This is a genomic window from Serratia surfactantfaciens, assembly GCF_001642805.2.
In the GTDB taxonomy this organism is placed as follows: domain Bacteria; phylum Pseudomonadota; class Gammaproteobacteria; order Enterobacterales; family Enterobacteriaceae; genus Serratia; species Serratia surfactantfaciens.
This window is the reverse complement of sequence record NZ_CP016948.1, coordinates 391,811-414,928: the sequence shown is the minus strand read 5'-3', so window position 1 is coordinate 414,928 and position 23,118 is coordinate 391,811. Positions and strand designations below refer to the sequence as shown.

Genomic DNA, 23,118 nt, shown 5'->3' with positions numbered 1-23,118 from the left:
CACCAGGAGAAAATTTTTCTCTCATTAGGCGATTAAACAGGGAAAATGGCAATCCTTTTTTCCTGCCGACAGGCTATGCTACGCCATAAACCTGCCCCCTATTCTGAGGCCAAATCATGACAAACTCTTGGGTAAAATATGCTATCGGCGAAATAGAAGCGGATTTTCAGCGCTCCGCCGATACGCACCTGATCCGCCTGAATCTGCCGGCGTTTCCCGGCATCTGTCTGTACCTGAAAGATGAGAGCACTCACCCGACAGGCAGCCTGAAACACCGCCTGGCCCGCTCGCTGTTCCTTTATGGCCTGTGCAACGGCTGGATCACCGAGAACACCACCATCATCGAGGCCTCTTCCGGCAGTACGGCGGTGTCCGAAGCCTACTTCGCGCGGCTAATCGGCCTGCCGTTCATCGCGGTGATGCCGTCCTGCACCGCGCGCCGCAAGGTAGAGCAGATCGCCTTCTATGGCGGCCGCTGTCACTTCGTCGATCACGCCGCCCAGATCTACGCCGCCTCCGAACAGCTGGCGAAAGAGCTGAACGGCCACTATATGGATCAGTTCACCTACGCCGAACGCGCCACCGACTGGCGCGGCAACAACAATATCGCCGACAGCATTTTCCGCCAGATGGCGCGCGAGCCCTTCCCGGTGCCGAAGCACATCGTGATGAGCGCCGGCACCGGCGGCACCTCCGCCACGCTGGGGCGCTACATCCGCTATCAGGGGCACGACACTCAATTGACGGTGGTCGATCCGGAAAACTCGGTGTTCTATGACTGCTTCCACCACGGCGATCGCACTCTGATCGGCAGCTGCGGCAGCCGTATCGAAGGCATCGGCCGCCCGCGCGCCGAGCCGTCGTTCATCCCATCGGTGGTCGACAACATGCTGCGGGTGCCGGACGCCGCCAGCGTCGCCACCATTCACTGGCTGGAAGGCGTGCTCGGCCGCAAGGTTGGCGCTTCCACCGGCACCAACGTCTGGGGTGCGCTGCAGCTGGCGAAACAGATGCGGGAAAACGGCGAGCAAGGGGCGATCGTCACCCTGCTGTGCGACAGCGGCGAACGTTACCTGGATACCTACTACAACCCGGAGTGGGTCAGCAACAACATCGGCGACCTGCAACCCTATCTGGCGCAGCTGGCGGATTTATAACGCCAGGCTCCGGATAAAAAAAAGCCGGGTAGTCATACCCGGCCGGCTGTAAGGAGAACCTCATTCTTCGGGGGAATAGGTGAGGCAAGGTGAACGCAGCCAATGTTGTAAATAGTGGGCCACCGCCTGCTGTTGGCAATGGCCGATAACCGGCAGCTGCGGCAACAGGGATTTCAGCTGCGGCAGGGCGTTGCCCATCACCACGCCATGCCCCACCGCCCCCAGCATCTCTTTGTCGTTCATCGCGTCGCCGAACGCCATGCAGTCGGCCATCGTCAGCCCCAGATGGCGGCTCAGCCGCTCCAGCGCCGCGCCCTTGTTGCAGCCGAGCGGCAACACTTCCAGGCAGTCGTAGGCGGAGAAGCACAGATCGGCCTCGCCGCCCAGCTGCGCCCGCAGCTGCAGCTGTAACGCCAGCAATTCCTCGTGCGGCGCAACAAAGCACACCTTGCTGTTGCCGAACGCCGGCAGGCGGCGCACCTCGGCCAGCTGAAAACGAAAGCCGCTCAGGTGATGCGCCCGCAGCATCTCTTCCGGCACGGGAAATTCGGTCAGCCAACCTTCGTCGCGAAACACGTGCATACTGGCGCTGGTGCGCCAATGGTGATGCAATACCTCTTCGGCGACCGCCGCCGGCAGATCGGTGGCGTGCAGCTGTTGACCTCGATTGTCGTACACCCGCGTGCCGTTGCCGGTGATCAGATAGCCCTGCAACCCCAGCTGTGCCATGATCGGTTGCGCATCGAGGTAGTGGCGCCCGGTGGCGAACGTCACCACCATCTCCCGTTCCACCAGCTGGTTCAATACCGCCAGCGTTTCCGGGCCAACCCGGTGATCCGGCATCAACAGCGTGCCGTCCATGTCGAAAGCTGCCAGGCGATACATAAAGACCTCTTGGATGTGAACGCGATTACAATCCGTGCAGTATGAGATGGTATTTGCGGAAGTAATAGTGAACAATTTGAGAAAACTGTTCCGGATTTCTGCTCATGCGCCTGGTTCATCGTCTCAGCCAATATCAACGTCTGTACCAACAGCTCGGCAGCGCGCCGGTCGCCGTGACCATCGGCGAGCTGGCGGCGATGTTCTACTGCAGCGAACGCCACGCCCGCACGCTGGTGCAGCAGTTGCAGGATCAGGGCTGGCTGAGCTGGCATTCGCAGCCGGGCCGCGGCAAACGCGCCAGCCTGCACTGCCTGAAAACCCCGGATGAGTTGCGCGCCCAGCTGTTGCAACAGCTGCTGCAACAGGGCAACCATCAGGGGGCGTTGAAGATGGCGCAGCTCGATCCGCAGCACCTGCAGGATCTGCTCAGCCCGCACCTCGGCGGGCAATGGCAGGCCGGCAGCCCGACGCTGCGCATTCCCTATTACCGCACGCTGGAGGCGCTCGACCCGCTTACGCTGACCGGCCGTGCCGAACAACATCTGGTGTCGACCCTGCACGCCGGGCTGACGCGCCTGATGACCGGCAACCCGGAACCACAGCCCGATCTGGCGCACCACTGGCAGATTGGCGAGCACGGCCTGCGCTGGCGCTTCTTTTTGCGCAGCCAGCTGCGCTGGCACAACGGCGAACCGTTAACCGGCCAACAGCTGCTGCAAACGCTGGAAAAACTGCAGCACCACCCACGCAGCCAACCCAGCCTGGCCAACGTCGCCAACATAAGTTTGCCGCATCCGCTGTGCCTTCAGTTCGATCTGCGCCTGCCGGACTATTGGCTGGCCCACCGGTTGGCGGAACTGCCTTGTCTGATGACGCACCCGGAACTGCCCGCCATCGGCGCCGGTCCGTTCAAACTGGCATTGAATGAACCGCAGCTGGTGCGGCTGGAGCAGCACGCCGGTTACCATCTGCAGCATCCGTATCTGGACACCATCGAATACTGGATCACCCCCGATTTGCCCACCGCCGATTCCGGCACCAGCTGCCAGCATCCGGTGCGCATCACCATCGGCCAACAAGAGGATTTGGCGCAGGCCCGGCCGGTGCAGCGCAGCATGAGCCTGGGCTGGTGTTACCTGGCGCTGAACCTGCGCCACGGCGTGCTGAGCGAAGCCCAGGGGCAAAAACTGCTGATGCTGATCCAGCAGTCCGGCCTGCTGAGCCATTTGCCGATTCCCAACAGCGTGATCATCCCAAGCCATGAAATGCTGCCCGGCTGGCGTATTCCCAGCCAACGGATCGAGGAGGACGTCCCCCTGCCCGCGCGGCTGACGCTGCTGTATCGGCCGCCGGTCGAGCTGGAAACGGTGACGGTCGCGCTGCAACGGCTGCTGGCGCAGCACGGCTGCGAGCTGGAGGTGCGCTACTATGCCGGCAAGCGCTGGCAAAGCGAGGCGCAGATCGCCCAGGCCGACCTGCTGCTGGCGGACAACCTGATCGGCGAGGCGCCGGAGGCGACGCTGGAGAGCTGGCTACGGCAGGATACGCTGTGGCGCGGCATCCTGGCGGAAAGCCGCTGGCAGCAGCAACAGGATACGTTGCGGCAGATCCAGCAGTTGCAGGCGCAGCAACCGCGCTTCGAGCGGCTGCAGGCCTATTATCAACAGCTGATGGCCGCCGCCATCATCACGCCGCTGTTTCACTACCAGTATCAGATCAGCGCGCCGCCGCGCATGCATGGCGTGACGCTGACCGCCCACGGCTGGTTCGATTTTTGCCAGGCGTGGCTGCCGCCGCCGGTAGACGACGGAGCGGCCTGAACCGAACCGCCCTGCGTCTGACGGCCCTTTCTGCTACTATTGTCGCCGCAACGCAATTTTTATTCTGCCGCCCGAATGTGTATCGGGAATGGCCAAAGTCCAAAAAGGTGATTTTATGAAGCGCGCGGTTGTCGTTTTCAGCGGTGGACAAGACTCTACGACCTGCCTGATCCAGGCATTGCAACAATATGACGAAGTTCACTGCGTCACGTTCGATTACGGCCAGCGTCATCGCGCCGAAATTGAAGTGGCTCAAGAGCTGTCGGTGGCTCTCGGCGCCAAAGCGCATAAGGTGCTGGACGTCACGCTGCTCAATGAGCTGGCCGTCAGCAGCCTGACGCGCGACAATATCCCGGTTCCCGCCTACGATCCCAACCAGAAAAACGCGCTGCCGAGCACCTTTGTGCCGGGCCGCAACATCCTGTTCCTGACGCTGGCAGCGATCTACGCTTACCAGGTGGAAGCGGAAGCGGTGATCACAGGCGTGTGTGAAACCGATTTCTCCGGCTACCCGGACTGTCGCGACGAGTTCGTCAAAGCGCTGAACCAGGCGGTAGTGCTGGGCATCGCCCGCGATATCCGCTTCGAAACGCCACTGATGTGGCTGAACAAGGCTGAAACCTGGGCGTTGGCGGATTATTACCACCAGCTGGATCGCGTGCGCCAGGATACGCTGACCTGCTACAACGGCATCAAGGGCGACGGCTGCGGCGAATGCGCCGCCTGCAACCTGCGCGCCAATGGCTTGACGCAGTATCGAGCCAACCAGGCGGAAGTGATGGCGGCGTTGAAACAGAAGGCCGGTCTGGCCTGAGGCAGTGACGGCGGCAGCCCCTGCCGCCGGTGAGTTGATTGCGAATGTTATCTTGGCGTGAGCGCTTCCAGGTGCTCGCGCAGCTCCCCTTCAATCGGCAGCGCCCGCTGCGTTTTCAGATCGACGCACACGAAAGTCAGCAGCGCGTCGGCCACCACCGTCCCGGCCGGATCCTGCGTTACCTTTTGGCTTAGCACCCCGCTCTTGCCATTGAGCTGTACCATCTGGCTGTCGATACGCAGCTTATCCCCCAATACCGCCGGGCTGCGGTAGTTGATATTGATGTTCACCACGATGAAAGCGATGTTGTTTTCCGTCATCCAGCGGAACCCGGCCTCGTTCTCCAGCCACTCCCAGCGCGCTTCTTCCAGAAACTCCAGATAGCGGGCGTTGTTGACGTGCTGATAGACATCAAGGTGATAACCGCGAACTTTGATAAAGGTTTGCATAGGGAACGATCGCTCCTGCCTGGTGATTACAGAAAAAGGGAGCCGCGCTGGCTCCCTCGCCCGTTTGGTCAATGCGCCAAACTGGTAAGACCTGTAAAATGTAGCAGAGGACGCGCGGCCTCAGCGGTATTTTGCCACGCAGCCGCGACCGGGATCACATTTTCAACCGGGTGCGATTCTTCTCAAACAGCGCCGGCCCGATGCCCGGTACCTCCTGCAATTGTTCCACCTGAGTGAACGGCCCATTCTGCTCGCGATAGCGCACGATGCCTTCCGCCTTCTTCAGGCCGACGCCGCTCAAGGCGGCGGCCAACTGCTCGGCGGTGGCCTGATTGATGCTGACCGCCGCCTCTTCAGCCGCCTTGGTTATCGCCGGTTGCCCGCCGTTGCTCGCCGGGGCCGAAAGCATCGGCGCCGGCGCTTCGGCTTTTTCCGCCGCGGCGGCCGGCCCTGCGGCCAGACATAACAACAGCGCGGTCAGCGCGGCTGCAACGTGATGACGGTAACCGGAAAGCGTTTTTTTCTCTGTAGGTTGCATGCTGTATCCTCCTTGTGTGTGACAGCACGGCTACCTTGCCGCGGCGGGGGATATTCAGCAATCGGCGGATGCCAGATGTGGAAAAGGCCGCGAAAGCGGCCTTTGTTTGTTGCACTGCGTTGCAGAAAAATGCGGCGATTACTGCGGCTGTTGCTCAGCGGCGCCCATTTTGATCTTGGCTTCTTTACGCAGGCTCGCCAGCAGCGAATCGAAGGAGACGCCGGTCGCGCCCTCTTCCATCTTGCCGACGAAGGTTTTCATTTCGTCTTCCGGCAGCGTGCCTGGCTTCACCGCATCGAGTGCGATCAACACCACGTTGTCCTGGCGATCCTGCGACATGCCGTAAACCGGCTTGCCGTCCTGCGGGTGCGGCAGCGCGAACACGCTTTCCACCAGCTGGCTGTCTTCCGGTGCGCGCGCCATCTTCTGCACGGCGCCAAAGCTCAGGCCGGCGGCTTTCATCGCCTCATCGCCCTTGCCTTGCTTCAGCTCAACCAGCAGCTTCTCGCCCTGCAGCTTCGCTTCCTGCACTGCCTTGTTGCGTTTCACCAGATCCGCTACGCGATCTTTCACCTGGTCGAACGGCTCAATGCCTTCCGGCTTGTGGCCGCTCACGCGCACCACGAAGGCGCGGTCGCCGTCTACGGTGATCACGTCGGAGTTGCTGCCCGGCGCGCCGTTCTCGCCGATCAGCGAGCCGTCGAAGATCGCCTGCACCACCGGCTTGAAGTTCAGCGCGGTAGGGATGTTGTCGCGGGTGAACCAGTCGCTTTGCGCCGCTTTCACGCCGGCCGCTTCTTCGGCCGAGGCCAGAGATTCGTTATCACTGGTCGCCGCTTCGCTCACCTTCTGCTGCAGCGCATAATAGGCGTCTACCGCTTTCTCCTGCTGCACCTGCTTGGCGATAGCGTCGTGCACTTCGCTCAGCGGCTTCAGTTTCTCAGGTTCGATGTCGTTCAAACGCACGATCAGGTAACCGACGGAGGATTTCACTACGCCAGACAGCTGCCCTTTCTCAGTCAGGTTGGCCTGCTTCAGCTCGTCGGCGGTGGTTTCCGGCTCCAGCCAACCCAGCTCGCCGCCGGTGCGGCGTGAGATGATGTCGGTGGATTTTTCTTTCGCCAGGGTGGCGAAATCGGCGCCCTTCTTCAGCTCATCCAGCGCCGCGTTGGCTTCCGCCTCGGTTTTCAGCTGGATCACGCTGTAGTTTTTACGCTCCGGCTGGCCGTAGCTGCTCTTGTGCTGGTCGTAGTAAGCGCTGATGTCCTCTTCGCTCACTTTCACCTTGTCCTGCATGGACGCGGCGTCCAGCGGGATATAGCTCACCTTCACCTGCTCCGGTGCGATGAAGCTGTTTTTGTTCTGATCGTAATACGCCTTCAGTTCGTCGTCGCCGGCGCTCTGTTTCGCCTGCAGCGCCTTCAGATCGATGGTCGCCAGGCGCACGTCGCGCTCCTGCAGCACCAGCGCCGCCATGGCTTGCGATTCGGACGGCAGCACGAAGCCGGATTCGCCGAAGGCCTGGATCAGCTGCTGATTGACCAACTGCTGGCGCATCGACTGCGCGAAGTTGTCGGCGGTGTAGCCCATGCGGCCGATCAGGTCGAGGTATTTGGCGTTATCGAACTGGCCGTTGGTCTGGAAGTAAGGCGCCTTGCGGATGGCGTCCTTGATCTGATCGTCGCTGACCGCCAGGCCCAGCTTCTTGGCGTACTGGTCGAGCAGCATGTTGTCGATCAACTGGGACAACACCTGACGGCGCATCTGCTGCATGTAGCCTTCGTTGCCGGCCAGCGCGGAGAACTGGTCACCCAGCTGCTGCTGCATGCGGCTGCGTTCGCTCTGGAAAGCCTGTTCCAGCTGAGCGCGTTCGATCGTCTGACCATTTACTTTCGCAGCATAATCGCCGGAGCCGCCGATCAGGTAGTTACCCACCCCGGTCAGAACGAATGACAGGATGATCAGGGCCAGGATGATTTTGAGCACGACGTGATTAGCAGCCGCGCGTAAATTGTCCATCATAGTGTGACAACACTCCGCTGTGATGTGGATTAACAACCCTTGTGCAGGCGCGTTCCCTGCGACAAAAATAAAAAAAGCGCATCAGTCCGATGCGCCTTGTATCTTACCTTACCAGCACCGCTGCGTCAGGTGATTGTTTATTACAAAACCCTGTTACGCTAAACGGTTAGACGCCAAATCAGTTTACAGCGTCTTTCAGCGCTTTCCCTGCACGGAAGGCCGGTACTTTGGCTGCCGCGATCTTGATTTCTTTACCGGTCTGCGGGTTACGGCCGGTACGAGCCGAACGTTCACGCACGGTGAAGGAACCGAAACCTACCAGAGCCACGTCATCCCCTGCTTTCAGAGAGTCGGTAACGGAAGCGATTACTGCGTCTAAAGCACGTCCAGCTGCCGCTTTGGAAATATCAGCACCTGCGGCAATCTTGTCGATCAGTTGTGACTTATTCACTCTATCATCCCCTCTAGAATTCTATCGTCGCACCGAAAAATCCCTACGGTTGCGACAGCGCAGCTGTTATATCAATCCCATCGAACCTTGGCAAGCCACCGACTGGGTGGCAAAACGCGGGCCGACAGAGATCTAACTTAGCGGTACAAAAAAATACTGGCAAGTCCGAAATGGCTTGCCAGTATAAGTTTTATCAATGGTTTTTGCGATTCGTCACTATTTTGCCGCTACCGGCAGTGCGCCGAAGGCCGGGTTTTGCAACGCAATGTTCAAAACTTCATCGATTCGCTGCACCGGATGAATCTCCAGATCGGCGATAACATTGTCCGGAATCTCTTCCAGATCGCGCTTGTTCTCATAAGGGATCAGCACGGTTTTGATGCCGCCGCGATGCGCCGCCAACAGCTTCTCTTTCAGGCCGCCGATCGGCAACACCTGACCGCGCAGCGTGATCTCGCCGGTCATCGCCACATCGGCGCGTACCGGGTTGCCGGTCAGGCAGGAGACCAGCGCGGTGCACATCGCAATACCGGCGCTCGGGCCGTCTTTCGGCGTCGCCCCTTCCGGCACGTGCACGTGGATGTCGCGCTTCTCGTAGAAATCGGCGTTGATGCCCAGTTTCTCCGCGCGCGCGCGCACCACGGTCAGCGCAGCCTGAATCGATTCCTGCATCACTTCACCCAGAGAACCGGTATAGGTCAGCTTGCCTTTGCCCGGCACGCAGGCGGTTTCGATGGTCAGCAGATCGCCGCCCACTTCAGTCCACGCCAGCCCGGTGACTTCGCCCACGCGGTTTTCGGTATCCGCACGGCCGTAATCGACGCGCTGCACGCCCAGGTAATCCTTCAGGTTGTCGCCGTTGATCTCGATATGCTTGCGCTTTTTGTCCATCAGCAGCGTTTTCACCGCTTTACGGCACAGTTTGGAGATTTCGCGCTCCAGGCTGCGCACCCCGGCTTCGCGGGTGTAGAAGCGAATGATGCCGATAATGGCGCTGTCGTCGACCGTCAGTTCGCCTTTTTTCAGCGCATTGCGCTCAAGCTGCTTCGGCAGCAGGTGCTGCTTGGCGATATTGAGCTTCTCGTCCTCGGTGTAACCCGACAGGCGGATCACTTCCATACGGTCCAGCAGCGGCGCAGGAATGTTCATCGAGTTCGAGGTGGCGACAAACATCACGTCGGACAGATCGTAATCCACTTCCAGGTAGTGGTCGTTGAACGCCACGTTCTGTTCCGGATCCAGCACCTCCAGCAGAGCGGAGGCCGGATCGCCGCGCATGTCGGAAGACATCTTGTCGATCTCATCCAGCAGGAACAGCGGGTTCTTCACCCCCACCTTGGCCATCTTCTGGATCAGCTTGCCCGGCATCGAACCGATGTAGGTACGACGGTGACCGCGGATTTCCGCTTCGTCACGCACGCCGCCCAGCGCCATGCGTACGTACTGGCGACCGGTCGCTTTGGCGATCGACTGCCCCAGCGAGGTTTTACCCACGCCCGGCGGCCCCACCAGACACAGGATCGGCCCCTTGATTTTGCTGACGCGGCTCTGCACCGCGAGGTACTCGAGGATGCGATCTTTGACGCGCTCCAGGCCGTAGTGATCGGTATCGAGCACTTCCTGCGCCTTGTTCAGGTCTTTTTTCACCTTGCTGCGCGCATTCCACGGCACCTGCAGCATCCAGTCGATGTAGCCGCGCACCACGGTCGCTTCCGCCGACATCGGCGACATCATCTTCAGCTTTTGCAGTTCCGCTTCGGTTTTCTCGCGCGCCTCTTTCGGCATCTTCGCCGCATCGATCTTGCGCTTCAGCGCTTCGTGCTCGTCCGGCGCGTCGTCCATCTCGCCCAGTTCTTTCTGAATCGCCTTCATCTGCTCATTCAGATAGTACTCGCGCTGGCTCTTCTCCATCTGCTTCTTGACGCGGTTGCGGATGCGTTTCTCAACCTGCAGCAGGTCGATCTCCGACTCCATCATCGCCATCAGGTATTCCAGACGCTCGGTGATATCGGACATCTCGAGCACCGACTGCTTGTCGCTGAGTTTCAGCGGCATGTGGGCGGCGATGGTGTCCGCCAGGCGCGCGGCGTCGTCGATGCTGTTCAGTGAAGTCAGCACCTCCGGCGGGATTTTCTTGTTCAGTTTGATATAGCCTTCAAACTGATTGATCGCGGTGCGCACCAGCACTTCCTGCTCGCGCTCGTCAATCGCCGGCGACTCGAGGTATTCCGCCTGCGCGGCGAAATGCTCACCGCTGTCGGACAGCGTAGTGATGCGTGCGCGCTGCAGCCCCTCGACCAGCACTTTTACCGTGCCGTCCGGCAGCTTCAGCATCTGCAGGATCGACGCTACGGTGCCAACCGAGAACAAGTCGTTAATGCCAGGTTCATCCGTTGAGGCCTCTTTCTGTGCCACCAGCATGATCTTCTTATCGTGATCCATTGCGGCTTCGAGGCACCGAATCGATTTTTCCCGGCCAACAAATAACGGGATCACCATGTGCGGATAAACCACCACGTCGCGCAATGGCAAGACGGGGATTTCAATGCGTTCGGAACGCTCAGGGTTCATAGAGCTCTCTCTTAGTTTAATTTCCGCCAGGTTGAGGGGGAATCTCATGAGACGCAAGCATCTAACGTTTCATAAAATCTGGTTAATGAGTATATGGGGATGAATCTCTTACATTCAACGGCAAGAATGCAGGAAAAAGAAATGGGGGATGAAATCCCCCATTTTGCTGATAACGCTCTGGTTTAACTGGCTAATTATTCGCCAGAAGCCTGCGCCTCCGGCTTGCCGTAAATCAGCAGCGGCTTGGATTGGCCGGCGATGACCGACTCGTCGATCACCACTTTGTCTACGCTGTCCATCGACGGCAGATCGTACATGGTATCGAGCAGCGCGCCTTCCACGATGGAACGCAGGCCGCGGGCGCCGGTTTTGCGCGCCATGGCTTTCTTGGCGATGGCATTCAGCGCTTCGTCGCGGAACTCCAGCTCCACGCCTTCCAGGTTGAACAGCGCCTGATACTGCTTGGTCAAGGCGTTCTTCGGCTCTTTCAGGATCTGAATCAGCGCGTCTTCGCTCAGCTCGCTCAGGGTCGCCACCACCGGCAGACGGCCGATGAACTCAGGGATCAGACCAAACTTGATCAGGTCTTCCGGCTCGGCCTGCAGCAACAGTTCGCCTTCGGTGGCCTTCTCTGATTCGCCCTTGACGGTCGCGCCGAAACCGATGCCGGAACCGGTGTTGACACGCTGGCCGATCACCTTATCCAGGCCGGCGAATGCGCCGCCGCAGATAAACAGGATCTTGGAGGTGTCGACCTGCAGGAACTCCTGCTGCGGATGCTTGCGCCCACCCTGCGGCGGAACCGCGGCGATGGTGCCTTCAATCAGCTTCAGCAGCGCCTGCTGCACGCCTTCACCCGAAACGTCACGCGTGATCGACGGGTTGTCGGACTTGCGGGAAATCTTATCGATTTCATCGATATAAACGATGCCGCGCTGCGCTTTCTGCACGTCATAGTCACATTTTTGCAGCAGCTTCTGGATAATATTTTCCACGTCCTCGCCCACGTAACCGGCTTCGGTCAGCGTGGTGGCGTCGGCCATGGTGAACGGCACGTCCAGGAAGCGCGCCAGCGTTTCCGCCAGCAGGGTCTTGCCGCTGCCGGTCGGGCCGATCAGCAAGATGTTGCTCTTGCCCAACTCGATACCGTTGCTGGTATCGCCGTTGCGCAGGCGTTTGTAGTGGTTGTACACCGCAACCGCCAGCACTTTCTTCGCCTGCTCCTGGCCGATGACGTAGTCATCCAGGTGGTGGCGGATCTCGTGCGGCGTCGGCAGCGCACTGCGCTCACGATGCGGGGCAACTTCTTTAATCTCTTCGCGAATAATGTCGTTACACAGATCGACACATTCATCGCAGATATACACTGACGGCCCGGCAATCAGCTTACGCACTTCATGCTGGCTTTTGCCGCAAAAAGAGCAGTACAGCAGCTTTCCTGAACCGTCTTTGCGCTTATCTGTCATCAGTCAAACCTCTTCTTTAGTCTTGTCCCGCAGGAAAATCACGGCGGCAGTGCGCCCAAACTCATATCGGGAACGCCGAGGGGCCACAACAGAGCGAGCCCCCGCCCACTCTGATTACTATAGTCCATCGGCGCCGCGTGGTTCTAGCTGCGGTGTGTCAGAATGCCGTCAACCAGGCCGTATTCCACGGCTTCTTCCGCGGTCATAAAGCGATCGCGCTCGGTGTCGCGCTCGATCTGCTCCAGCGGCTGGCCGGTATGCTCGGCCATCAGTTCATTCATGCGCGCTTTCACCTTGAGGATTTCGCGCGCGTGGATTTCGATGTCCGTCGCCTGGCCCTGGTAGCCGCCCAGCGGCTGGTGAATCATCACGCGCGAATTCGGCAGACAGAAACGTTTGCCTTTGGCGCCTGCGGTCAGCAGGAAGGAACCCATCGAGCACGCCTGGCCCATACAGATGGTGCTGACGTCCGGCTTGATGAACTTCATGGTGTCGTAAATCGACATGCCCGCGGTGATCACCCCGCCCGGCGAGTTGATATAGAGGAAAATGTCTTTTTCCGGGCTTTCCGCCTCGAGGAACAGCATTTGCGCCACGATCAGGTTGGCCATGTGATCTTCCACCTGGCCGGTCAGGAAAATGATGCGCTCTTTCAGCAGGCGGGAATAGATGTCGTAAGAACGCTCCCCGCGTGAAGTCTGCTCTACCACCATCGGCACCAGCGCCATGTTCGGTGCAAATTGATCTCGTTCGCCACTGTATGACATTACCGTCTCCTAATAGAAATTGCCTTGGCGGCCAGGGTGTCACCCTAATACGCCGATTCTACTTGAGAACGGCCATGATGACTATGCTCAAGCATTCGACCCGCGCCACACGTACCCGACGGTTATTTCATCCCGCGCACTTTGGCAAACAGCCCCAGAATTATTCTTTACAGATGGGGGGAGCCCGGCGCGATTTCAAGCCCAGAAGCCGATTTTCTCCGCGCGCCGGAAACGATGCCGTTATTCTGACCTTTATCATGCCAGCCAGTTCCCCAGGCAACAGGGTAAATATAGTGCATATTGCCCCGCTTAACCTGAGATTAATCAGCAACGTGGCCAAAAGAAAAGCCCGCAACCTGGGGTTGCGGGCTTTTTCATCGCGCGCCGGTTCGCCAGGCGAAACCGGGGGCGCCGTTCATCGCGCCCGTCACGCAGGCATTACGCCTGTTGGGTCTGGTTCATCAGCTCGCTGAAGGTAGTGGCTTTTTCAGTCACTTTCGCTTTGGCCAGCAGGGCTTCAACCGCTTGCTCTTCCAGAGCCACGTTGCGCATGTTGTTCATCAGCTCTTTGTTTTTGCTGTAGAACTCGATGACTTCGCTCGGATCTTCGTAGGCGGAAGCCATTTCTTCGATCAGCGTCTTCACGCGGTCTTCGTCAGCTTTCAGCTCATTGGTGCTGATCACTTCGCCCAGCAGCAGGCCAACCACTACGCGGCGTTTCGCCTGCTCTTCGAACAGCTCACGTGGCAGTTCCAGCGCTTGCTTCTCGTTGCCGCCGAAACGCTGTGCAGCCTGACGGCGCAGCACGTCGATTTCGCCGTCGATCAGTGCAGCAGGCACGTCGATTTCGTTCGCGCTCACCAGGCCTTCGATCGCCTGAGACTTGATGCGGTTACGCACGGCGCCTTTCAGCTCGCGCTCCATGTTCTTGCGAACTTCGGTGCGCAGGCCGGCAACGGAACCGTCCGCCACGCCGAAACGCTTGATGAACTCTTCGGTCAGTTCCGGCAGCTCGCGCTCTTCAACTTTCTTCAGCACGATAGCGAATTTGGCCGCTTTGCCCTTCAGGTTTTCCGCGTGGTAATCTTCCGGGAAGTTCACGTCGATGGAGAACTCTTCGCCCGCTTTGTGGCCGACCAGACCTTCTTCGAAGCCTGGGATCATGCGGCCCTGGCCCATTGCCAGCACGAAGTCGGACGCTTTGCCGCCTTCGAACTCTTCACCGTCGATAGAACCGGTGAAGTCAACGGTCACGCGATCTTCAGCTTCCGCTGCGCGATCGGTTTCTTTCCAGGTCGCCTGCTGCTTGCGCAGAGTGTCCAGCATCGCGTCGACGTCTTCGTCGTTCACTTCAACCACTGGTTTTTCAACTTCGATGTTTTCCAGGCCTTTCAGCTCAACTTCTGGATACACTTCGAATTCAACGGCGAAAGTGAAGTCTTCACCTTCTTTGTACTCGCCCGGCACGTAGTTTGGTGCGCCGGCCGGATTAATCTTTTCTTTGATGATCGCGTCAACGAAGCTGCGCTGCATCGCTTCGCCCAGCACGTCCTGACGAACAGAGGCGCCGTAACGCTGTTCCACGATGTTCATCGGCACTTTGCCTTTGCGGAAGCCGTCGATACGCACGCTTTTCGCTGCGTTGATCAGCTCTTTCTTCACCGCCTGCTTGATAGTATCAGCCGGTACAGTAATAGAGAGACGGCGCCCAAGGCCTTGAGTGGTTTCTACTGAAACTTGCATCTTGTTACCTCAAAAAAATCACAGTGCTCGGTCAACTCCGTTCCAAGAACCAGGACGGCTACAAATAAGAACCGAGTTCCCTGATGACAGAAGCGTCCCGAAACCATTCCGGAAAAATAAGACGCGACATTATAGCGGCGCATGCATGGCGAGTCGAGGAAAGCTAGGCGGCGCAGGCGCGCTAAAACTCACACTTTTGTCGATTCAATCGCCAAAAGGCCGCCAAAACAGACCGAACGTTGGCCATATTGCGCATCGGCCGCGTCGTCGTCAAAAACAGAAACGGCCCGCAGGCCGTTTCAAAATTCGTCAGTAGTAATACCCTAATTCGAGGGCAAAGTTCCACTGATACCTGAAATTTTCCCCCTCAGGCCAGCGTCCCGGCGCCGCGGCACGGCGGCGAGGCCGGCACGGTATCCTGCAATCCTTCCCACTCTTTGAGCGTATAGGTGTGCAGCGCCAGCGCGTGTACGCCATCGGCCAGCTCTTCCGACAGTACGCCGTAGATGGAGCGGTGACGCGTCAGAAACCGTTCGCCGACGAAGCGATCGCTAACCAATACCACTTTGAAATGACTTTCTGAACCCGCCGGAACGTTATGACGATAGCTTTCATCAACGACTTCCAGATACGCGGGCTCAAACGCCGCCCTTAACTTTGCTTCTATTTGCTCGCGAATCATAGGATCTCCTTACAACACCGGCAGAGGACCGTGCCCATCTAGTTCAATATTAGCCGGTTTTCCCCCGTTTAGACCATCACCTGGACAAATTTCTCTTTTCTGCGGTCAGAGGATGAGCGCCATCCCCGCCGCTTGGGGGATTATCCGATTGAGCGGGCCAAAAAAGCGTGTTTTTATCAACGGCAGGTAAAAATTTGTCACTCAGGCGCCTTCCGCGCTTCCACCGCACGGCGGCGATGCTATGATGTCGGCAATTTGTTGTCGGCTATCCCGCTCTGATTATTGCTAAATCCATCGAGAATGAGACAGAAAACATGTTAAAGAAACTTTGTCTTCCTTTGCTGGCCGCCCTGCTGCTGGCCGGCTGCGCGACCAGCAGCAACACCCTGAACGTCACGCCGAAAATCGTTCTGCCGCAGCAGGATCCAACCCTGCAGGGCATCACCATCAGCATCAACGGCGCGGATCAGCGCACCGATCAGGCGCTGGCCAAGGTGAATCGCGACGGCCAGCTGGTCACGCTGACGCCATCGCGCGATCTGCGCTTCCTGCTGCAGGAAGTGCTGGAGAAACAGATGGGCGCTCGCGGTTACATGATCGGCGCCGACGGCCCGGTCGCGCTGCAGATCGTCGTCAATAACCTGTACGCGGACGTCTCCGAAGGCAACCTGCGCTACAACATCACCACCAAAGCCGACATCTCGATCATCGCCCAGGCGAAGAACGGCAACAAGCAGGTGAAAAATTACCGCTCTACCTATAACGTGCAGGGCGCCTTCACGGCCACCAATGAGAAGATCACCGACGCCGTCAACTCCGTGCTGGGCGACGTGATCGCCGACATGGCGCAGGACACCAGCGTCAACGACTTTATCAAGCAAAACGCGCGTTAATCGACGCGCCTTGCGCCGCCCGGCGGATCGGGCGGCGCAGACAGGGAACTCATGTCGAAACACTATCTGAACATCTTCACCCAGCGTAACTCCGCCATTCTGCTGCTGCTGGGCTTCGCGTCGGGTCTGCCGCTGGCATTGACCTCCGGCACGCTGCAAGCCTGGATGACCGTCGAAAACATCGATCTGAAAACCATCGGCATCTTCTCGCTGGTGGGCCAGGCCTACGTCTTCAAATTCCTCTGGTCACCCTTCATGGACCGCTATACCCCCCCGTTCCTTGGGCGGAGGCGCGGTTGGCTGCTGATCAGCCAGCTGCTGCTGGTGGCGGCGATCGTGGCGATGGGCTTTATGCAGCCCGCGCAGCATCTGTGGTGGCTGGCGGCGTTGGCGGTGCTGGTGGCGTTCTGCTCCGCCTCGCAAGATATCGTGTTCGACGCCTATAAAACCGATCTGTTGAAAGCCGAAGAACGCGGCACGGGCGCGGCGATCTCGGTGCTGGGTTACCGGCTGGCGATGCTGGTTTCCGGCGGCCTGGCGCTGTGGCTGGCGGATCGCTATTTCGGCTGGCAAACCACCTATTGGCTGATGGCCGGATTGATGCTGATCGGCGTGGCCGCCACGCTGTTGGCGCCGGAGCCGGATGAAAGCATCCCGGCGCCGCGCACCATGGAACAGGCGGTCGTCGCGCCGCTGCGCGATTTCTTTGGCCGCAACAACGCCTGGCTGATCCTGCTGCTGATCGTGATGTACAAAATGGGCGACGCCTTCGCCGGCAGCCTGAGTACCACCTTCCTGATCCGCGGCGTGGGGTTCGACGCCGGTGAAGTGGGGCTGGTGAACAAGACCCTCGGCCTGTTCGCCACCATCGTCGGCGCCCTGTTCGGCGGCGTGCTGATGCAGCGCCTTACCCTGTTCCGCGCCCTGATGCTGTTCGGTATCCTGCAGGCGGTGTCCAACCTCGGGTATTGGATCCTGGCGGTGACCGACAAGAGCCTGCTCACCATGGGCAGCGCCATTTTCCTCGAAAACCTTTGCGGCGGCATGGGCACCGCGGCCTTCGTCGCGCTGCTGATGACGCTGTGCAACCGGTCGTTCTCCGCTACCCAGTTCGCTCTGCTGTCGGCGCTGTCCGCCGTGGGCCGCGTTTATGTCGGCCCGATCGCCGGCTGGTTCGTCGAAGCTCACGGCTGGCCGCTGTTCTACCTGTTCTCGATCGCCGCCGCCCTGCCCGGCTTGCTGCTGCTCGGCGTCTGCCGCCAAACGCTGGAGCACACCCAGCAGCATGGCGACTTTATGCCGCGCACCGAGTTTTCAGGATCTTACCGCTGGGCGCTGCGCCTGCTGATGCTAGGCTGTTCGCTGCTAGGCCTATGGCTGCTGCTGCTGATCGCCAATGCGCTGGACTGGACCCAGGCCCCACAGTTGGCCGATCGGCTGCTGCAGGCCGGCGCCGCGCTGAGCCTGCTCGGCGTCGCAATGGGCAGTACGTTGGATTACCTGGCGCTGCGCCGCACCCGTTTGGCATAATCTGACCGGCCGGCGATTGCGCCGGCCAAAAAAAAAGCGATCCGCGGATATATTTATTTTGGTAAAAAAAGATAATCGGCGCGGAAATTATTTTTTTATCCGACTGCCGCACTCGGAAATAAAATTAAATTCACCTTTAAGACACAATTATTTTACATTAAATAAACCTTTTCTGCGTATTTCCCCGCCGTGCATTTCTTCGCCAAATTCATCATACCTTTAGTTTTCCTTAACATACGGGCTGCTCGTCACGATTCAGCGTGCCAACGCGTTGTTGTCATTGGTAAATTGTCACGCAGGGTTACATCTGTGACCCCCTTAACAGAAAGTGTCAACAAGCCGCTGACACTCCCTTAAGCATGTTTACAGTACTGCAACCTTCCCGTAAAATGCCCGCACACATGAAACGACAATTGAGCCTTTGTTATTGAGGTCGTTAGATGAGACTTAAGAAATACAATAAAAGTATTGGGATGCTGTCATTAATCGCAGGCACTGTATTGCTCAGTGGCTGCGATATGGTTTTGATGAATCCCAAAGGAGCAATTGGTGTTGAGCAACGGACACTGATTATCACTGCAATCGCGTTGATGTTGATCGTGGTGGTGCCAGTTATCTTCATGGCGTTCGCCTTTGCCTGGAAGTATCGCGCTTCCAACAAAGACGCCAAGTACAGTCCGAACTGGGCCCACTCCAACAAGATCGAAGCGGTCGTCTGGACCATTCCTATCATTATCATCGCCATCCTTGGCACCATTACCTGGAAGACCACCCACGAACTCGACCCGTTCAAGCCGATTGTCACCGACAAGAAGCCGATGACGATCGAAGTGGTGTCGCTCGACTGGAAATGGCTGTTCATCTACCCGGAACAAGGCATTGCGACTGTTAATGAGCTGGCTTTCCCGAAAGATGTTCCAGTCGAATTCAAGATCACCTCTAACTCGGTAATGAACTCGTTCTTTATCCCGCAGTTGGGTGGACAGATTTATGCGATGGCCGGCATGCAGACCAAACTGCACCTGATCGGCAACGAAGCCGGTGCCTACAAGGGCATCTCGAGCAGCTACAGCGGCGCAGGCTTCTCCGGTATGAAATTCACCGCGATCGTTACCCCGACCGAAGGCGACTTCGATCAGTGGGTGGCCAAGGTGAAGGCATCGTCTAAAAACCTGAACACCACCGACGACTTTAACAAACTGGCAGAGCCGAGTGAAAACAACCCGGTTGAGTACTTTGCCGCTGTCAAACCGAATTTGTTCAAAGAAACAATTGCCAAATTCATGGGCGACATGGATATGCACAAGGGCGCTGGCGCGCACGAAGGCATGGACATGAGCCAAGGTATGGACATGGGTGAACATGCTGCTCACGCCGGAGCCGAGGAATAACTGATGTTGGGAAAATTAACACTTGATGCGGTTCCGTACCACGAACCGATCATCATGGTCACCGTAGCCGCAATTATCGTCGGGGGCCTGGCAGTGCTGGCGCTGCTGACGTATTTCGGCAAATGGAAGTGGTTGTGGAGCGAATGGCTGACTTCGGTCGACCATAAAAAAATTGGTATCATGTACATCATCGTGGCGATGGTCATGCTGCTGCGCGGCTTCGCCGACGCCATCATGATGCGTAGCCAGCAGGCGTTGGCGTCCGCCGGCGAAGCCGGGTTCCTGCCGCCGCACCACTACGACCAGATCTTCACCGCGCACGGCGTTATCATGATCTTCTTCATGGCGATGCCTTTCGTGGTCGGCCTGATGAACGTCGTGGTGCCGCTGCAAATCGGTGCGCGCGACGTCGCCTTCCCGTTCCTGAACTCCCTGAGCTTCTGGTTCTTCGTGGTGGGCGTTGTGCTGATCAACATCTCCCTGGGGGTCGGTGAGTTCGCTCAGACCGGTTGGCTGGCGTATCCGCCGCTGTCGGGTAAAGAGTACAGTCCTGGCGTCGGGGTCGATTACTGGATCTGGAGTCTGCAGATTTCCGGTCTGGGTACCCTGCTGACCGGCGTGAACTTCTTCGCCACCATTCTGAAGATGCGTGCCCCTGGCATGCCTATGATGAAGATGCCGGTGTTCACCTGGGCGGCGCTGTGTACTAACGTCCTGATCATCGTTTCTTTCCCAATTCTGACCGTCACCATCGCGTTGCTGACCCTGGATCGCTATCTGGGCACCCATTTCTTCACCAATGATATGGGCGGCAACATGATGATGTACATCAACCTGATTTGGGCCTGGGGTCACCCAGAGGTGTATATCCTGGTTCTGCCGGTGTTCGGCGTGTTCTCCGAAGTCACCGCGACCTTCTCCAGAAAACGCCTGTTCGGCTATACCTCACTGGTATGGGCAACCATCGCGATCACCGTTCTGTCGTTCATCGTCTGGCTGCACCACTTCTTCACCATGGGGTCCGGCGCGAACGTTAACGCCTTCTTCGGTATCGCCACCATGATCATTTCCATCCCGACCGGGGTGAAAATCTTCAACTGGCTGTTCACCATGTATCAGGGCCGCATCAAGCTCAACTCCGCGATGCTGTGGACCGTTGGCTTCATCATCACCTTCTCCGTGGGTGGTATGACCGGCGTTCTGCTGGCGGTGCCGGGCGCGAACTTCGTGCTGCACAACAGCCTGTTCCTGATCGCTCACTTCCACAACGTCATCATCGGCGGCGTGGTGTTCGGTTGCTTCGCGGGCCTGACCTACTGGTTCCCGAAATCCTTCGGCTTCACGCTGAACGAAAAATGGGGCATCCGCGCTTTCTGGTTCTGGATCATCGGCTTCTTCACCGCCTTCATGCCGCTGTACGCATTGGGCTTTATGGGCATGACCCGTCGTATCAGCCAGAACATCAACCCTGAGTTCCACCCTCTGCTGCTGGTTGCAGCCGGCGGTGCGGCGCTGATCGCCTGCGGCATCCTGTGCCAGCTGACCCAGATCTTCGTCAGTATCCGTGACCGCGAACAGAACCGCGATCTGACCGGTGACCCATGGGGTGCTCGTACTCTGGAGTGGTCAACTTCGTCTCCACCGCCGTTCTATAACTTTGCCGTAGTGCCTCAGATTCATGACCGTGACGAGTTCTGGGACATGAAAGAAAAAGGCGAAGCCTATAAGAAACCGGCTAAATACGAACCGATTCATATGCCTAAGAACACCGGCGCTGGCGTTATCATCGCCTTCTTCAGCCTGGTATTCGGTTTCGCAATGATTTGGGAAATCTGGTGGATGGCTCTGGCTGGCTTCATCGGTATGATCGTTGTCTGGATCGGCAAGAGCTTCGATCACGATGTTGACTACTATGTGCAGGTTGATGAAATCGAGCGCATTGAGAACCAACACTACGAACAAATCCGTAAAGCAGGCGTGAACCATGTCAACTGAAACTCTGACCAATCATAACGCAGCCCATGCAGAGCATGGGCACCACGACGCGGGTGAGACCAAGGTCTTCGGATTCTGGATCTACCTGATGAGCGACTGTATTTTGTTTGCGAGCTTGTTCGCGACTTATGCAGTCCTGGTGAACGGGACCGCGGGCGGTCCCTCCGGCAAAGACATCTTCGACCTGAAGTTTGTCCTGGTCGAAACTTTCCTGCTGTTGTTCAGCTCCATCACCTACGGCATGGCGATGATCGCCATGAACAAGGGTAAAGTTGGCGGTGTAAACACCTGGTTGTTCCTGACCTTCCTGTTTGGTCTGGGCTTCGTGGCGATGGAAATCTATGAATTCCATCACCTGATCGCCGAAGGCTTCGGTCCGGATCGCAGCGCGTTCCTGTCCAGCTTCTTCGCGCTGGTCGGCACCCACGGTCTGCACGTAACTTCCGGCCTGATTTGGATCATCGTGATGATGATTCAGGTGAGCAAGTTCGGCCTGACCGCGACCAACAAAACCCGCCTGATGTGCCTGAGCCTGTTCTGGCACTTCCTGGACGTGGTCTGGATCTGCGTATTTACCGTTGTCTACCTGCTGGGGGTTATGTAATGAGCCATTCATCCCATGAAACCTCTCACGGCGGCGCAAGCCACGGCAGCGTGAAGTCATACCTGGTCGGCTTTATCCTGTCGATCATCCTGACGGTAATTCCATTTGCGATGGTAATGAACGGCACAGCCTCTCATTCCACCATCCTGGCGGTTGTTGTCGGTATGGCGGTTATCCAGGTGATTGTTCACCTGGTTTACTTCCTGCACATGAACACCTCATCGGAAGAGCGCTGGAACCTGGTGGCATTGCTGTTCACCGCTATGATCATCGGTATCGTTGTTGTAGGTTCACTCTGGATTATGTACAACCTCAACATCAATATGATGGTCGATTAAGAGCTGAGCTGCACGTGATGATTAAGCAATACCTGCAAGTCACTAAACCAGGAATTATTTTCGGCAATTTAATTTCTGTCGTTGGGGGGTTCCTGCTCGCTTCCAAAGGGAGCATCGACTATCCCCTGTTTCTCGCCACCCTGGTGGGTGTCTCGTTGGTGGTCGCGTCGGGCTGTGTGTTTAACAACTACATCGACCGCGACATCGACAAGAAAATGGAGAGAACGAAGAATCGGGTGCTGGTAAAAGGCCTGATCGCGCCGAGTGTCACCCTGGTTTATGCGACCGTGTTGGGTATTGTGGGCTTCGCGTTGCTGTATATCGCGGCCAACCCGCTGGCCATGTGGCTGGCGGTGATGGGCTTCGTGGTTTATGTCGGCGTTTACAGCCTGTACATGAAACGCCACTCGGTCTACGGCACGCTGATCGGCAGCTTGTCGGGCGCTGCGCCGCCGGTTATCGGCTACTGCGCGGTGACCAACGAGTTCGACGCCGGCGCGTTGATCCTGCTGGCTATCTTTAGCCTGTGGCAGATGCCGCATTCTTATGCGATCGCTATCTTCCGCTTTAAAGATTACCAGGCGGCCAACATTCCGGTGCTGCCGGTGGTGAAAGGCATTTCCGTCGCCAAGAACCACATCACGGTCTACATCCTGGCGTTTATGATCGCCACGCTGATGCTGACCCTGGTGGGTTATGCCGGCTACAAATACCTGATCGTCGCTGCGGCGGTGAGCGTATGGTGGCTCGGCATGGCGCTGCGCGGTTACAAAACCGAAAACGACAGCGTCTGGGCGCGTAAACTGTTCGTGTTCTCCATCGTCGCCATCACCTCGCTGAGCGTGATGATGTCGATCGACTTCAGCGCCACGGCGGCGCCTGAAGCGCTGGTGACCTACGTTTGGTAAGCCAAATCATCTGTGAATGGGCCGCGTATGCGGCCCATTTTATTTGTCACGCCGAAAAGCGCTCGAACTGTAATATCTGTTAAACAACATTCGA

Annotated in this window: 20 protein-coding genes; 10 read left to right on the top strand and 10 right to left on the bottom strand. The window is 58.0% G+C overall.

Annotated elements, in window-relative coordinates; all coding sequences use genetic code 11:
• Positions 1–116: 116 nt before the first annotated feature.
• Complete coding sequence (locus ATE40_RS01940; RefSeq protein WP_004940335.1) at positions 117–1,157, top strand: PLP-dependent cysteine synthase family protein; 1,041 nt, start codon at positions 117–119, stop codon at positions 1,155–1,157.
• Positions 1,158–1,217: 60 nt separating this feature from the next.
• Here ATE40_RS01940 and cof read toward each other — a convergent pair whose 3' ends face one another.
• Positions 1,218–2,042: an HMP-PP phosphatase gene (gene cof, locus ATE40_RS01935; protein ID WP_019454183.1), complete on the bottom strand. Its 825-nt coding sequence runs from the start codon at positions 2,040–2,042 to the stop codon at positions 1,218–1,220.
• 104 nt (positions 2,043–2,146) lie between these two features.
• Between cof and ATE40_RS01930 the strand changes: the two genes are divergently transcribed.
• Positions 2,147–3,862, top strand: coding sequence for an SgrR family transcriptional regulator (locus ATE40_RS01930; protein ID WP_063918844.1), 1,716 nt, complete (start codon positions 2,147–2,149; stop codon positions 3,860–3,862).
• Positions 3,863–3,977: 115 nt separating this feature from the next.
• Entirely contained in the window at positions 3,978–4,676 is a 699-nt protein-coding gene (gene queC / locus ATE40_RS01925) for a 7-cyano-7-deazaguanine synthase QueC (RefSeq protein WP_063919579.1), read from the top strand.
• Positions 4,677–4,723: 47 nt separating this feature from the next.
• Here queC and ATE40_RS01920 read toward each other — a convergent pair whose 3' ends face one another.
• From ATE40_RS01920 to bolA, 9 genes are all read right to left on the bottom strand, one after another.
• Positions 4,724–5,125 (bottom strand): acyl-CoA thioesterase, encoded by a 402-nt coding sequence (locus tag ATE40_RS01920; protein ID WP_019454186.1) that lies wholly within the window; start codon positions 5,123–5,125, stop codon positions 4,724–4,726.
• Between the two features lie 154 nt (positions 5,126–5,279).
• On the bottom strand, positions 5,280–5,663 hold the full coding sequence (locus ATE40_RS01915; protein WP_019454187.1) for a ComEA family DNA-binding protein: 384 nt from the start codon (positions 5,661–5,663) through the stop codon (positions 5,280–5,282).
• 138 nt (positions 5,664–5,801) lie between these two features.
• The gene (gene ppiD / locus ATE40_RS01910; protein WP_063918843.1) at positions 5,802–7,685 is read right to left on the bottom strand and encodes a peptidylprolyl isomerase; all 1,884 of its coding nucleotides are present in this window, start codon (positions 7,683–7,685) and stop codon (positions 5,802–5,804) included.
• Between the two features lie 178 nt (positions 7,686–7,863).
• Positions 7,864–8,136 carry a nucleoid-associated protein HU-beta gene (gene hupB, locus ATE40_RS01905; protein ID WP_004940351.1) on the bottom strand — a complete coding sequence of 91 codons (273 nt, stop codon included), beginning with the start codon at positions 8,134–8,136 and terminating at the stop codon, positions 7,864–7,866.
• 216 nt (positions 8,137–8,352) lie between these two features.
• Positions 8,353–10,707: an endopeptidase La gene (gene lon / locus ATE40_RS01900; RefSeq protein WP_004940352.1), complete on the bottom strand. Its 2,355-nt coding sequence runs from the start codon at positions 10,705–10,707 to the stop codon at positions 8,353–8,355.
• 194 nt (positions 10,708–10,901) lie between these two features.
• Positions 10,902–12,173, bottom strand: coding sequence for an ATP-dependent protease ATP-binding subunit ClpX (clpX, locus tag ATE40_RS01895; protein WP_004940354.1), 1,272 nt, complete (start codon positions 12,171–12,173; stop codon positions 10,902–10,904).
• 143 nt (positions 12,174–12,316) lie between these two features.
• On the bottom strand, positions 12,317–12,940 hold the full coding sequence (clpP, locus tag ATE40_RS01890; RefSeq protein ID WP_016928858.1) for an ATP-dependent Clp endopeptidase proteolytic subunit ClpP: 624 nt from the start codon (positions 12,938–12,940) through the stop codon (positions 12,317–12,319).
• Positions 12,941–13,378: 438 nt separating this feature from the next.
• Positions 13,379–14,683: a trigger factor gene (tig, locus tag ATE40_RS01885; protein WP_025160063.1), complete on the bottom strand. Its 1,305-nt coding sequence runs from the start codon at positions 14,681–14,683 to the stop codon at positions 13,379–13,381.
• 367 nt (positions 14,684–15,050) lie between these two features.
• Entirely contained in the window at positions 15,051–15,365 is a 315-nt protein-coding gene (gene bolA / locus ATE40_RS01880) for a transcriptional regulator BolA (RefSeq protein WP_004940361.1), read from the bottom strand.
• Between the two features lie 314 nt (positions 15,366–15,679).
• Between bolA and ATE40_RS01875 the strand changes: the two genes are divergently transcribed.
• The 7 genes from ATE40_RS01875 to cyoE all read left to right on the top strand — a co-directional run bounded on the left by ATE40_RS01875 (position 15,680) and on the right by cyoE (position 23,024).
• A complete protein-coding gene (locus ATE40_RS01875; RefSeq protein ID WP_025160064.1) occupies positions 15,680–16,258 on the top strand; it encodes a lipoprotein in 579 nt (192 codons plus the stop codon).
• Positions 16,259–16,309: 51 nt separating this feature from the next.
• A complete protein-coding gene (gene ampG / locus ATE40_RS01870) occupies positions 16,310–17,788 on the top strand; it encodes a muropeptide MFS transporter AmpG (RefSeq protein ID WP_063918842.1) in 1,479 nt (492 codons plus the stop codon).
• A 440-nt stretch (positions 17,789–18,228) separates the two neighbouring features.
• Positions 18,229–19,179, top strand: a complete 951-nt coding sequence (cyoA, locus tag ATE40_RS01865) for a cytochrome o ubiquinol oxidase subunit II (protein WP_004940365.1) — start codon at positions 18,229–18,231, stop codon at positions 19,177–19,179.
• Positions 19,180–19,182: 3 nt separating this feature from the next.
• Positions 19,183–21,174 (top strand): cytochrome o ubiquinol oxidase subunit I, encoded by a 1,992-nt coding sequence (cyoB, locus tag ATE40_RS01860; RefSeq protein ID WP_004940366.1) that lies wholly within the window; start codon positions 19,183–19,185, stop codon positions 21,172–21,174.
• Positions 21,164–21,778 (top strand): cytochrome o ubiquinol oxidase subunit III, encoded by a 615-nt coding sequence (locus ATE40_RS01855; protein ID WP_019454194.1) that lies wholly within the window; start codon positions 21,164–21,166, stop codon positions 21,776–21,778. The genes cyoB and ATE40_RS01855 overlap by 11 nt, the downstream gene beginning before the upstream one ends.
• Positions 21,778–22,116 (top strand): cytochrome o ubiquinol oxidase subunit IV, encoded by a 339-nt coding sequence (locus ATE40_RS01850; RefSeq protein WP_019454195.1) that lies wholly within the window; start codon positions 21,778–21,780, stop codon positions 22,114–22,116. Before ATE40_RS01855 ends, ATE40_RS01850 begins: the two co-directional genes overlap by 1 nt.
• Positions 22,117–22,133: 17 nt before the next feature.
• A complete protein-coding gene (cyoE, locus tag ATE40_RS01845) occupies positions 22,134–23,024 on the top strand; it encodes a heme o synthase (RefSeq protein WP_019454196.1) in 891 nt (296 codons plus the stop codon).
• Positions 23,025–23,118 lie beyond the last annotated feature (94 nt).